The organism is Pseudoalteromonas sp. TAE79, from assembly GCF_000498015.1.
In the GTDB taxonomy this organism is placed as follows: Bacteria; Pseudomonadota; Gammaproteobacteria; order Enterobacterales; family Alteromonadaceae; genus Pseudoalteromonas.
Genome location: NZ_AUTL01000219.1, coordinates 1 through 12930 on the forward strand (window position 1 = coordinate 1; position 12930 = coordinate 12930).

Consider the following 12930-nt stretch of genomic DNA (forward strand, 5'->3'; position numbering starts at 1 on the left):
TAGGTTCGGTGTAAAGTTTTCTGGCGAATTCAATTATACCTTATCTTCATGCTGTTTGTTTTTCATACCACAAAGATCAACACGCCCTAATATTGTGACCCGAACAGTACTGTGGCAATTGTATCATTAGGCCTCAATAGTCGGCTTACACAATATATAATCTGTCATTATTTTTTCGCAATAATGTAGATTGCATGTATTAACCCTGGGAAGTAACCTAACAGTGTTAATAAAATATTTAGCCAAAAATGCATACCTAAGCCAACTTGCAAAAATACACCTAATGGCGGCAATAAAACTGAAAGTATTATACGAATAATATCCATGATTAAACTCCATTTAAATTAAGCATTAGAAAGGCGTAAAGCCCAGTGTTAGTGGGCCTTAACTATACTGTGTTATTCAGCAGTAATAGATAGTTTATCAACTACGTCACGAACATCTTCAGCATTTTTAGCAATTTTAACTGCTAGTTGTTTTTCAGCTTCAGACTCTACTGAGCCATTCAGAGTTACTATACCGTTGTCGGTATCAACATCGATGTCTGTACCACCAACTTCTGAATCAAACAGGAAGCGAGTTGTGATTACAGTGGTGATTTTAGCGTCCGTTAGGTCGTTATCATCATCGTCCATCATGTCTTTGTTTCTATCTTTTGTGTCCATGCTTTTAACAACGGTAAGGCTGTTTTCAACATCAGATACGCCATCTAGGCTAAGTACAAGTTCTTCTGCTAGCTCTTTATCAAGCTCGCTATTAACTTTACCTGTAAGTACTACCTTGCCATTTTTTACATCAGTGTTAATGTCAAAGTTGTTTAGATTAGTGTTCATAAGTAGAACTGTTTCTGCCTTACCATCAATCCAAGCATCTTTACTTTCGTTTTCCCAGCTGTTTGCTTGGGCACCCATAGCCGTAGTACCAAGAACTAGAGCTGCGATAATAGATTTGTTAAATGTTTTCATAATCTTTCTCCTTTTGATTAAAGACACTTTAACTAATGCGAGCTTTAGGCCAACTTTATTTCTATATATATTTCAACAACTTGATATAATTTAGGGATAAGGCACTATCTATAGCTGTGTAACTATTTACAGGCTACTCGGTAAAACTTTCTCAAATAGTGAAAATAACTAGATAATTGCATTTTTGGTTAATCTATCGTTAATATAACAAAACATAAAACATTATTGAAAATTAAACCGTTGATAATTAAGATTATTATATTTGGTGCGTGCTTTGCATATAAACATCAGAAGCAGTATTAATAGCAAATATAATAAGGAATGCCCCATGTCTGTAAAAGTCGAAGACCGCCCAATAGAGCAAGTACGCGAACAAGTAATTGATCAATTAATTTATAATTACAGTCATGGGGTGATTTCTGTTGATGCATTTGAGAGGCGCTTAGATAACGCGATGGATGCACCTAACAACGAAGCTCTTTTAGCCTTAGTAGAAGATTTAACACTTAATACTGATCAGCAATATAAAGCAGAAAAACAATCGCAATTTACACCACATTATAGTGCACAACAAAACAGTGATGATGATTTTACATTACGCAGCATTTTAGGCTCTAACGAGCGAAGCGGTCAGTGGGTCGTGCCAAAGAATATATATTTGAGTAACTTTATGGGATCGGTGGTGCTAGATTTTACCGATGCCATTTTTGCGCATCAAAATGTAACTATTCACGTTAACTGTATTTTTGGTAGTGATGAGATTTACGTACCAGAGCATGTAAATGTAGTGTCTAAAATGTTTTGTATTTTAAGTAGCCTTGAAAATAAATCTGTGTCGCTTAACAAACGCCAAGGTCCTACTATTCACATTGAAGGAAAGGCAGTAATGGGCTCAGTCGAAGTAAAAATAAAGCGCACAATTAAAGAAAAATTTATGAGCTTTGCAAATGAGCTAAAAACTCAGTTTGGCACGGGTAATAATCGTTCATAAAGCCTCGTTAAGCACCGCACTTTGCGGTGCTTAACCTATTATAAATCGTTATTTCGCTCACTTGGGATATCACTTAAATATTCTACAAATTCTACTTCAAACCCTGCGGGGTCAATAAAATAAACATTCTTTCTAAAAGGGTTCTCACTACCTTGCTTACTTATCCCAAAACCCGTTTTATTTAAGCGTGCTACTACTTCATTTAAGTTACTAGTTACATAAGCAAAGTGTGCAAAACCAACTTGATGGCCCGATAAGTTTCTGTTTTCACCCTCACCATGATCGCTTATCGCAATATAATGCGTGTCATCCCCAAAGTGTACCCAGCGTCTTGGTTTTCCATGCCAATCGCCTCTGCCCTCACTTCTAATCGACCAACGTGGAAATACAGCTCGGTAAAATTTAAGCATACTATCTATATCACTCGCGACTAAGTTTACGTGCTCTAAATACATTATGTTGTCCTATCAATTAAGTTAGGAGCACGATAAAACCTCAAGCTAACTTTAGGTAAAGCGTTATTTAAAATTAATTTATTTAAATGCAGATAATTATTTTTTAAAAATATATAAACTTTTCAATCTTGTATAAAAAACAAACACAAGTATTTGGGGTTTATTGTTTACTTTATGGCAAAAGTCGCTAAAATACGCCGGCTGAAATATATAAACGTTCTTTTACAACCCAAAGGTAATACCATGCATCCAATGTTAAACATTGCGGTTCGCGCTGCGCGCAACGCAGGCAAAATTTTACTTCGCGCAAGTGAAGATTTATCAAAAGTTGAAGTGCAACAAAAAGGCGCTAACGACTTAGTAACTAACATTGATAAAGAAGCCGAAGCCGTAATTCGTGACACTATTTTACAGTCTTACCCTACTCACTCAATTGTTGGTGAAGAACTAGGTGAGCATAAAGGCAAGGATGATGATTACCAATGGATTGTAGATCCTATCGATGGAACAACTAACTTCATCAAAGGTATCCCTCATTACGCGGTTTCTATCGCACTTAAAGTTAAAGGTCGTTTAGACCAAGCTGTTATTTATGATCCAATTCGTGGTGAGCTTTTCACTGCATCTCGCGGTCAAGGCACTCAGTTAAACAGTAAACGTCTACGCGTTAGCAAAACTACGGTTCTTGCAGGCACTGTACTTGCTACTGGTTTCCCTTTCAAAAACAAAAACCACATGGATGCATACACTGAAGCGTTTAAAGCATTGTTTGTACACACTGCTGATATTCGCCGTGCAGGTTGTTCTGCTTTAGATATGGCATACGTTGCAGCTGGCCGTGTTGATGGATTTTTTGAAATTGGTTTAAAACCTTGGAACTCTGCTGCGGGCGAACTAATGGTTAAAGAAGCGGGCGGTATGGTTGTAGATTTCGCCGGTGGTAATAACTATAACCACAGCGGCAATATTATCTGTGGTTCACCAAAACTGACTCAAGCAATTATCCGCGAAATTCGTCCAGTATTAACTGAGTCGTTACTTCGCTAATTAAATGCTATTAATAGCATACTAAAAAGGAGCCCAGGCTCCTTTTTTTGTGCCTAAAAATAAGGGTTATCTAGCTTCAACTCTACTGTTTTACCTTTTTCGTAAGGTAACGAGTTTAAATCTTTTGCGAAATATTCATCAAATAAAGCATCAAACTCGCCATTTTCTTGCATTATCTCAAGCCCTTTTTTAATTGCCACTGCAAGCTCTGGCTTACTATTTGATACAAAATAATAAAACCCTGTTGGATAACTCATATATAAATTAGGTACTATCACTAGGTTACTTTGTTTATTTGCCGCTAGCTCTGAATTAACCTCGATAAATGAACGTGGGAAGTAATCAATACGCCCTGCACTTGTTAAGGCAAACATAGCCTGATAATTTGCAAACGGTCTTATATGCAAGCCATTAAACGCCATTATTTTTGAATCAGGCCAATCATGACCTTGCACTGCAGAAAGCCTACCTAACTGCTCTAAGCTCGTAATACCTTTAAATCTAGCAATGCTATTCTTACTTGTTAATAGTGCCCTTTTACCTATGTAGCCTTTAAATAATGGGATTTTAATCGCAATAGCTAAAGACTCTCTTTCGGGGCTGCTCATACTCCAGTATAAATCTAAATTTTTTGTATCTAGTGCTATTAAAGTACGTTGTTGATGGGGATGAATTAAAACGGGGTTAATCTCTGCAGGGTATTGTGCGCTCACCAATGCTTTTTCTAATAGCTCGTTAAGGTAGTCGTCACGAGCATATTGCACACGCTGCTCCTGCGCTACATTTACGATATTTACCTCACTCGCTAAAGCGCTGCATACAAACAAACTTACTACGTTAATCAAATACTTTAATGGCAACATAATTATCACCCTAGTTATTATCGGTAGTCTTAACAGTTATTATTGATAGTTTAAATTATCGCGTTATTTAAGCTAAACAGCTTCCAGCGCCTAAATAAAAGATGGCGATATTATGTAACTGTACTTATTAATAACCGCGCTATTAATACTTATCTTAAATACATAGTACGACGTTACACTCATGGCGTGCTCTACAAAGTTAGCACTGTTTATTCATACTTGCACAGTAAAGCTAAAACAATCGTGAGCATAAATATATTACAGGCAATAAAAAACCGCTCAATGAGCGGTTTTTAAAGTAGTTACAAAACCATTACGGCATAGCGTCTTGGTCTGCGCCTTCTTTTTCAATTACTTCTGGTATTAAATCTTCTTTGCTTACGCCCATTGCTATAGCAACAGAGCTTGCAACATAAATCGAAGAATAAGTACCAATAAACACACCAAACAGTAATGCAGTTGCAAAACCATGAATGGTTTGTCCGCCCCATGCAAACAAGGCAATCAATACTAAAATAGTCGTGATTGATGTTACAAGTGTACGGTTAAGTGTTTGCGTAAGTGAAATATCAATAATTTCTATCGTATCGTCAATGCGTACCTTACGGAAGTTTTCACGTATACGGTCTGATACAACAATCGTATCATTGAGTGAATAACCAATTACCGCAAGAATTGCCGCTAATATAGTTAAATCAAACTCTAAACCTAATACCGAAAATAAACCCACAGTAATGATAACATCGTGTAGTAGTGCACCTACCGCACCTACTGCAAAGCGCCATTCAAAACGGAACGCAACATAGATTAAGATACAAATAAGCGCAGTTAACATGGCAAGGCCACCCTGCTCTTTTAAGTCTTCACCTACACTTGGGCCTACAAATTCAATACGGCGCATTACTACGCTGTCGTCTGCTTTTTTAAGTGCATCGATTACTTGGTTACCAATCACCTCAGCTTTTACATCGCTACCGCGTGGTGCTAAGCGAACTAAAATTTCTTGGCTTGAACCAAATAGCTGCACTGATGCATCAGCAAAACCATTATCAGCTAGTGCATCACGTACTTTTTTAAGGTCAGCCGGTTGTGAAAAACCCACTTCTACCGCAGTACCGCCGGTAAAATCTAAACCAAAGTTTAGGCCTTTGATAAAAATTGATGCAAACGACGCTAAAATTAGTAGCGTCGAGAAACCCATAGCCACTTTTCGAAGAGACATGAAACGAAGGGTTCTACTACCCAAACTTAAAATTTGCATGTCTGCTCCTTAAATCGAAAGTTTATCAATGCGTTTACCACCAACAAATAAGTTGATTACCGCACGGGTACCAACGATGGCTGTAAACATTGAAGTTAAAATACCAATCGCAAGTGTCACTGCAAAGCCCGCAATCGGACCAGTGCCCACTGCAAACAGTATAATGGCAGCAATTAGTGTCGTGATGTTGGCATCAAATATAGTGCTAAATGCGCTATCGTAACCAAAATGAATCGCTTGTTGAGGGCTACGGCCATCGGCCAGCTCTTCACGAATACGTTCAAAAATAAGTACGTTAGCATCAACAGCCATACCTACTGTTAATACAATACCGGCAATACCTGGTAGCGTAAGTGTAGCGCCCGGAATTAAAGACATAACACCTACAATTAGTACTAAGTTAGCCGCAAGCGCAAGGTTTGCAACCATACCAAAACCTTTGTAGTACACAAGCATAAATACAAGTACAAACGCAAAGCCAAGTGCAACCGCAGTCATACCCGCTTCAATATTTTCTTGTCCTAAGCTTGGACCTACTGTGCGCTCTTCAACAATTTGAATTGGCGCTACAAGTGCACCAGCACGAAGTAGTAAGCTTAAGTTATGTGCTTCTGCTGGGTTATCAATGCCAGTAATACGGAACGAGCGATCAAGACGGGCTTGAATCGTTGCTACGTTAATAACTTCTTCAACCTTAATAGGCGGAAGCGCTTTACCGTCTGCATCTTTTTTACCTGATGGCTTGTACTCAATGAATACCGTTGCCATACGCTTACCAATAGCACGCTTGGTAAAGGCATTCATTTTTGCCCCACCTTTGCTATCTAGCGTAATACTTACTTGCGGACGTTGGTATTCATCAGCGCCAGATTGCGCGCCCGTAATATGGCTGCCCTCTAAAATAATACGCTTTTTAAGTACAACAGGGTAACCGTCGCGGCTCATGATCATTTCAGTACCAGCTGGGATACGACCTTGGGCAGCAGCGCTAATATCTGCGTTTTCGTCTACTTCACGAAATTCAAGTGTTGCTGTCGCGCCTAAAATTTCTTTAGCACGTGCAGTATCTTGAATACCTGGTAGTTGAACAATAATACGCTCAGCACCTTGGCGTTGTACGTTAGGCTCTGCAACACCAATTTGGTTGATACGGTTACGAATAATCGTTTCATTTTGCTTGATAGCGTAGTCACGAATCTCTTTGAGTTTTTGCTCACTCATTGTCGCAAAAAATGCTTTATCGTTACTGCTGTCATCAATGTAGACATTTAGCGGGTAGCGAGTTTCTAAGAAACTCTCTGCAGCATTTTTGTCTGCTTCGGTACGCATTTCTACACGCATACGATCGGAGCCTGCTACGCGGCGAACACTACGATAACGTAGTTTTTCTTCGCGCAGGTCACTGCGAAAATCTTGTTCCATTTGCTCAAGCTGGTTATCAACCGCTGTTGCCATGTCGATTTCCATGGTGAAATGTACGCCACCACTTAAATCAAGACCTAGCTTCATAGGGTTACCACCAACTGCTTTTAACCAAGCTGGTTGAGCAGGTGCCATATTAATAGCAGAAATGTAATCATCGCTCAGCGAATCACGAAGTAAGTCATGCGCTTTAAGTTGCTCTTCAACATTTTTTAAACGAACTAAAATTTGTCCATCTTCAAGTATTGTCGATTTAGCGGTTACATTATTTGTTTTAAGGATTGCGTTTACTTTGTCTACAACACTGAGATCGACATCAGCGCCTTTAGCACCTGAAACTTGTATGGCCGGATCGCGACCATACAAGTTTGGAGAGGCATATAAAAGGCCAATGGCTACCACAGCTAAAACAAGTAAATACTTCCAAACTGGAAACTTGTTTAACACGGGGTCGTCCTTATTATTTTTATAGCGACTTCATTGTGCCTTTTGGCAATACTGCAGATACTGCAGATTTTTGTACTGTAACTTCTGCTTGCTCGTTTAAAGAGATAACGATGAAATCTTTCTCTTCAGAAATTTTCACAATTTTACCCACTAAACCGCCTTGGGTAAGTACTTCATCACCTTTAGCCATCATACTCATTAAGCTTTTGTGCTCTTTAACGCGCTTAGCTTGTGGGCGGTAGATTAAAAAGTAAAAAACCAAACCGAAAATAGCTAACATTATTAGCATTTCCCAACCACCGCCTGCCGCAGGTTGACCAGCTGCTGCGTGTGCATTTGAAATAAATAAACTCATGATACTTCCTCTTTAATTTTAAAGTTTAATTTTTTATATCTGCTAACTCTGGCACATCTTGGCCTCGGCGAGCATAAAAATCTTGTACAAATTCTTCTAATTTACCTTCGCTAATTGCATTACGTAAACCTTCCATAACACGTTGATAGTAACGTAAGTTATGAATTGTGTTTAGTCGCGCACCTAAAATTTCGTTACATTTATCAAGGTGATGCAAATAAGCTCGTGAATAGTTTTTACACGTATGGCAATCACACTCAGGGTCAAGTGGCCCTGTATCTGTTTTATGCACTGCGTTACGTATTTTTACTACACCCGTGGTAATAAATAAATGGCCGTTACGCGCATTACGTGTTGGCATAACACAGTCAAACATATCAATACCACGGCGAACCGACTCAACTAAGTCTTCTGGCTTGCCTACACCCATAAGGTAACGAGGCTTGTCTTCTGGCATTTTAAACGCACAATGATCAAGGATATTCATCATTTCGTTTTTAGGCTCACCTACTGATAGGCCGCCTAATGCATAACCGTCAAAACCAATTTCTTCAAGACCAGCTTGTGATTGTGCACGTAATTCTGGGTACATACCACCTTGGATAATACCAAATAAAGCAGATGGATTATCGCCATGCCCTTCTTTTGAGCGCTTAGCCCAACGAAGAGATAACTCCATAGAATCTTTAGCTTCTTTTTCAGTTGCTGGGTATGGCGTACACTCGTCAAAAATCATAACGATGTCTGAGCCTAAGTCGCGCTGTACTTCCATCGACTTTTCAGGCGACATCATAATTTCATCACCATTTACTGGAGATTGAAATAAAACGCCTTCTTCAGTGATTTTGCGCATTGCGCCTAAGCTAAATACTTGAAAACCGCCTGAGTCAGTTAAAATTGGGAAGTCCCAATTCATAAAGTCGTGTAAATCACCATGTTGTTTAATGATCTCAGTACCTGGGCGAAGCATTAAATGAAAGGTATTACCTAAACATATTTGCGCACCAGTGGCTTTAACTTCATCTGGCGTCATACCTTTTACAGTACCGTAAGTACCAACAGGCATAAAAGCAGGTGTTTCTATTACACCACGGTCAAAAATTAAGCGGCCGCGGCGCGCTTTTCCGTCAGTACAATCTAATTCAAATTTCATATCATCCTCAATGTCGGAAAAACAGTCCAACAAGCTATAATTTAACCGCCTGATTCTACCCTTTTTGCCTCACTAATACTATTAGCTGCGATAAATTCAGTTTTGCCAATTGCCGCAAACAAAAACCCCAGCAACTAAGCTGGGGGTTTTAATATATTCGACTGAGTATTAAACAATATTTTGTTACTTACGTGTTAAAAACATCGCGTCGCCATAACTAAAAAAGCGGTACTGCTGCTCTATTGCAGTATTGTAAGCGCCCATAATATTGTCTTGGCCGCTAAATGCGCTGACTAACATTATAAGCGTTGATTCTGGTAGGTGAAAATTTGTGACCATGGCATCAACAACATTAAATTGATAACCCGGAAAAATAAATATATCGGTATCACCAAAATACGTGTCTAACTTGCCGCCGTGAACTTTAGCAGCCGACTCTAATGAGCGAACTGAAGTTGTGCCTATCGCAATTACACGCCCACCATTTGCTTTAGTTTGCGCAACAGCTGCAACTACGTCATCAGGTACTTCTATGTATTCTGAGTGCATTACATGCTCATCAACACTATCAACTCGTACCGGCTGAAAAGTACCAGCGCCAACGTGTAGCGTAACAAAAGCCATATTTACGCCTTTATCTTTGAGTGCTGTCATTAACTTATCGTCAAAATGTAGACCTGCAGTTGGTGCTGCAACTGCACCTGGCTTTTCTCCATAAACAGTTTGATAGCGCTCACGGTCAGCATCGGTATCAGGTCGGTCAATATAAGGAGGCAGTGGCATATGGCCAATATCATTAAGTATATCTAGCACGTTTTGGCTATGATCGAACTCAAGCTCAAATAAAGTATCGTGGCGTGCAACCATTATTGCCTTGGCTTTGCCTTCTAAAATAACTTCGTTACCGACCTTAAGCGACTTGCTTGCCCGTACATGCGCAAGTACGCGATGCTCATCTAATACCCGCTCTACAAGTACTTCAACTTTTCCGCCTGAAGCTTTTTGACCAAACATACGTGCTGGAATAACGCGTGTATTGTTAAAGACCAATAAATCGCCTTCGTTTACTAAATCAAGTATATCGCTAAACACTTTATGTTCTAAAGTTCCGCTTGGGCCATCTAAAGTGAGTAGACGGCTGCTGGTTCTGTCCGCTTTAGGAAAACGAGCTATTAATTCATCAGGTAAGTCAAAGCTAAAGTCAGCCACGCGCATAATTAGTAATCCACATCATTTAAAATCGCGCCAAGTGTATATGTATCGGATATTAAGCTCAAGAAATCAGCCAAACTTATAATGTCTGTTTGCGTGTTTGCCATTAAATTCTCTTGTTCTTATGGTTAAATGTCACTATTCTTATTCGGCTAAATTATTATAAGTTATATTAGGAGTGTTCAACTCGTGCCAAACCAGCTTAAATTGCTAATATTAAACGCAAGTAGTGCTGAACGTCGCGCGATTAAGGGCACTTTAGATAGCTTAAATGTATTTACCTTTATTGATGCCCAAGACAGTCAACAAGCTTTAAAGCTTTTAAAACAACACCCTGTTGATATTATAATAACGGGCATTACTGTTGGTAAAATTGATGGCTGGCGCTTTTCTAGGATGATCCGCTCAGGATTATTAAAAACACCAAAAAACACACCAATCTTACTTATTCCGCCAATTTACTGTGAGCGGATTGCCGAAACAACAGCCCGAAGCTATGGGATAGATGCTGTGCTACCGTTTGAGCACAAAGATATGCTCCCTCAAGTACTTGCGAATGTTTTATCTACTCACTTAGAAAAAAGTAGCCGGCTAAACTTATTATTATTAGAGCCACTTCAAAATACGGCCGACAAAATAAGTGAACAGTTAAAGTTAAACTTTGCTATCACTCACGTAACTTCAGCTAAAGCGGCACTTAACGCTTATAACCAACAGCAGTTTTCAATTGTGCTACTCGATGCCACTACATCAAGTGCAGAGAGCTCGAGTGTACTCGTTGAAGAAATCCTCCAGCACAATTCTAAACAAGCTATTGTTACAATTATAGAAAGTGACGATGCCGATTACGCTGAGCAGCTTTTGCTTTCGGGTGTTACCGACTTTATTAGAGCCCCTTACGATCCTTCATTTTTAAACAAAGTGTGTGACCACGCCGCACGACGTGAAGATTTTATGGTGAGTTATGCTGAATTTGCTTACAAAGTAGAACAATTAAGCGTGAGCGAAGTGCGTTACAAAGAGTTATTTTCAGCTCATCAGCGTATTTTATTGCACTTAAATACAGTTGTTTTAGAGCTCGATCAGCAAGGTAATATTCGTTTTATTAACCCCGCATGGGAAACATTAAGCGGTTTTGGTGTTAAATCATCACTACAAAACCCATTAAGCGCTTATTGTAATAACGAAGATAAAGGAAGGCTTGACTACACTATTAACGATATTTTACATGGTGGCGAGCAACAGCAACAAATAGAAGTAAAGTTAACCCACAAAAATGGCAATTTAATTTGGGTTGAATGCAGATTGCAGCTAATAAAAAATAGTCGTAACAACGCGACTATAACCGCAACTATCGACAATATACACGAACGAAAGCAAGCTGAGATTCAACTACGTCATTTAGCACACCATGACCCATTAACTGGTTTACATAATCGTTATTATTTTGATCAACAGCTTAATAAAATATGCCAAGATAAATACACCTATGATGGCATAGAGCATGCTGTTATTTATATTGACCTCGATCACTTTAAAATAATAAACGATAGTAAAGGCCATCATCAGGGCGATATAGTTTTAAAAGAAGTGGCGCAATTATTTAAAGCAAATATTGGCGACGATCACCTGGTATGCAGAATTGGTGGGGATGAATTTGCAGTCATACTTACCAATATGAATTTACTGGATGCACACCTTATTGCAGAAGGTGTGTGTAGTGCGATAGAAAAACATGCTTTTAAATCAGAAGATCAGATATACACTATTAGCTGCTCTATTGGTTTAACTCAAATCACGACACAAAATAACGACCCTAATGAGTGTTTAAAACAAGCCGATATTGCTTTGTATATTGCCAAAAACCTAGGGCGTAACTTAGTACATTGCTATTCAAAAGAAGATGCTCAAAACAATACACTACAAACAGGGCTTGAATGGGGCCACGAAATTCGCCAAGCACTACAGCAAGATAATATTGAACTACATTACCAACCTATTTGGGATTTTAAAGAGTGTAAAGTTGCTTATTTTGAAGCGCTTTTACGCTTAAAACTAAAAGGTGAACTCGTATACCCAAATCAGTTTATTCCCTCTTTAGAAATGCTTAACGACACATTTTTGATGGATCAATGCGTTATACGTAATGCTATTGCTTGTGTATCTAAGCACCCTGAGTTAAACCAAGTTGCTATTAATTTGTCAGCACAATCGTTCTTAGATGAACGCTTATTGCCATTAATTGAATCAAACCTTGAAAAGTATAACGTGCCTGCTTCGCGGATAATTTTTGAAATAACTGAATCTGCGAGTATCAATAACCTAAAGGCCACTCGTAAAATGATTGAGAAGCTTAATAGCTTAGGCTGTCATTTTTCTATCGATGATTTTGGAACTGGATTTAGTACATTTAATTATTTAAAACAGCTACCAGCACAGCATGTGAAAATTGACGGCTCATTTGTAAGTGATATGCTCAATGACCCTATAGATTTAGCGTTAGTAAAAGCAATAAATGATATTAGTCGGTCTCTCGATAAGCGCTCTGTAGCTGAGTACGTTGAAAACGAAGAGATATTTTTTGCACTAAAAGAAATTGGTGTTGATTATGGGCAAGGCTACTTTATTGCACGCCCAATACCTGTTGAAAAAGTAAAAGATGAACTCGAAAAAATTTCTAAAAATAAAACGTTTTACCAACAACAAGCTAGCCCAAAATAAACAAAATTAAACTATTTTAATCATTTTATTACTACCAA

General features: G+C 38.7%; 12 protein-coding genes. 3 read left to right on the top strand and 9 right to left on the bottom strand.

The features are described from left to right. Window positions 1-167 precede the first annotated feature (167 nt). Complete coding sequence (locus L655_RS1000000126750) at window positions 168-326, bottom strand: YqaE/Pmp3 family membrane protein (protein WP_002957822.1); 159 nt, start codon at window positions 324-326, stop codon at window positions 168-170. Window positions 327-398: 72 nt separating this feature from the next. Beyond that, window positions 399-965: a BON domain-containing protein gene (locus L655_RS0116180; protein ID WP_024600181.1), complete on the bottom strand. Its 567-nt coding sequence runs from the start codon at window positions 963-965 to the stop codon at window positions 399-401. Between the two features lie 328 nt (window positions 966-1293). Here L655_RS0116180 and L655_RS0116185 point away from each other — a divergent pair, with 328 nt between their 5' ends. Then, a complete protein-coding gene (locus tag L655_RS0116185; protein ID WP_024600182.1) occupies window positions 1294-1956 on the top strand; it encodes a LiaF domain-containing protein in 663 nt (220 codons plus the stop codon). Between the two features lie 38 nt (window positions 1957-1994). On the opposite strand, the gene L655_RS0116190 is transcribed toward L655_RS0116185, so the two are convergent. Continuing rightward, window positions 1995-2411: a VOC family protein gene (locus L655_RS0116190; RefSeq protein WP_024605590.1), complete on the bottom strand. Its 417-nt coding sequence runs from the start codon at window positions 2409-2411 to the stop codon at window positions 1995-1997. A 243-nt stretch (window positions 2412-2654) separates the two neighbouring features. Here L655_RS0116190 and suhB point away from each other — a divergent pair, with 243 nt between their 5' ends. Next, window positions 2655-3458, top strand: coding sequence for an inositol-1-monophosphatase (suhB, locus tag L655_RS0116195; RefSeq protein WP_002957826.1), 804 nt, complete (start codon window positions 2655-2657; stop codon window positions 3456-3458). Between the two features lie 53 nt (window positions 3459-3511). On the opposite strand, the gene L655_RS0116200 is transcribed toward suhB, so the two are convergent. The 6 genes from L655_RS0116200 to queA form a co-directional block, all read right to left on the bottom strand. Next, window positions 3512-4321 carry a transporter substrate-binding domain-containing protein gene (locus L655_RS0116200; RefSeq protein WP_024605591.1) on the bottom strand — a complete coding sequence of 270 codons (810 nt, stop codon included), beginning with the start codon at window positions 4319-4321 and terminating at the stop codon, window positions 3512-3514. A 313-nt stretch (window positions 4322-4634) separates the two neighbouring features. Continuing rightward, entirely contained in the window at window positions 4635-5582 is a 948-nt protein-coding gene (gene secF / locus L655_RS0116205; RefSeq protein WP_002957828.1) for a protein translocase subunit SecF, read from the bottom strand. Between the two features lie 9 nt (window positions 5583-5591). Then, window positions 5592-7451, bottom strand: a complete 1860-nt coding sequence (secD, locus tag L655_RS0116210; RefSeq protein ID WP_024605592.1) for a protein translocase subunit SecD — start codon at window positions 7449-7451, stop codon at window positions 5592-5594. 19 nt (window positions 7452-7470) lie between these two features. Next, window positions 7471-7806 carry a preprotein translocase subunit YajC gene (yajC, locus tag L655_RS0116215; protein WP_002957830.1) on the bottom strand — a complete coding sequence of 112 codons (336 nt, stop codon included), beginning with the start codon at window positions 7804-7806 and terminating at the stop codon, window positions 7471-7473. Between the two features lie 25 nt (window positions 7807-7831). After that, on the bottom strand, window positions 7832-8959 hold the full coding sequence (tgt, locus tag L655_RS0116220) for a tRNA guanosine(34) transglycosylase Tgt (protein ID WP_002957831.1): 1128 nt from the start codon (window positions 8957-8959) through the stop codon (window positions 7832-7834). 183 nt (window positions 8960-9142) lie between these two features. Then, entirely contained in the window at window positions 9143-10174 is a 1032-nt protein-coding gene (queA, locus tag L655_RS0116225; RefSeq protein ID WP_024605593.1) for a tRNA preQ1(34) S-adenosylmethionine ribosyltransferase-isomerase QueA, read from the bottom strand. 186 nt (window positions 10175-10360) lie between these two features. On the opposite strand from queA, the gene L655_RS0116230 reads away from it, so the two are divergent. Beyond that, window positions 10361-12892 (top strand): GGDEF domain-containing protein, encoded by a 2532-nt coding sequence (locus L655_RS0116230; RefSeq protein ID WP_024605594.1) that lies wholly within the window; start codon window positions 10361-10363, stop codon window positions 12890-12892. Window positions 12893-12930: the final 38 nt, after the last annotated feature.